1 protein-coding gene is annotated in these 238 nt (G+C 52.1%); it reads left to right on the top strand.

What is annotated here, in order from left to right; all coding sequences use genetic code 11:
* Positions 1-24 precede the first annotated feature (24 nt).
* Positions 25-238: response regulator transcription factor (locus H6A60_RS13605; RefSeq protein ID WP_500691546.1), on the top strand; the 214-nt coding region annotated here is incomplete at its 3' end.

The following is a 238-nucleotide window of genomic DNA, read 5'->3' as shown; positions in this document are numbered from 1 at the left end:
GTCCGAAGAGGGGCCAGAACATTTTTGGTCAAGCCGCCAAAGACCGAAAAGCTGCTCGAAGCCATCACGCTTGCGACTGCCGATGATTGGGCTCGGCGTAAAGAAGAAGCTTATGCAGCTTCTCTTGCTTCCCAATGGAAGACGCTTACAAAGGCTGAAGCGCAGGTTGCAGTCATGGTCGGAAAAGGTTTGTCCAACGCACTGATTGCCGAAACCATTGGTGTTACCGAAAGAACGG

The sequence above is a fragment of the Sutterella massiliensis genome, assembly GCF_016899755.1.
Lineage (GTDB): Bacteria > Pseudomonadota > Gammaproteobacteria > Burkholderiales > Burkholderiaceae_F > Sutterella > Sutterella massiliensis.
This window is presented reverse-complemented; position numbering and strand designations above follow the sequence as displayed.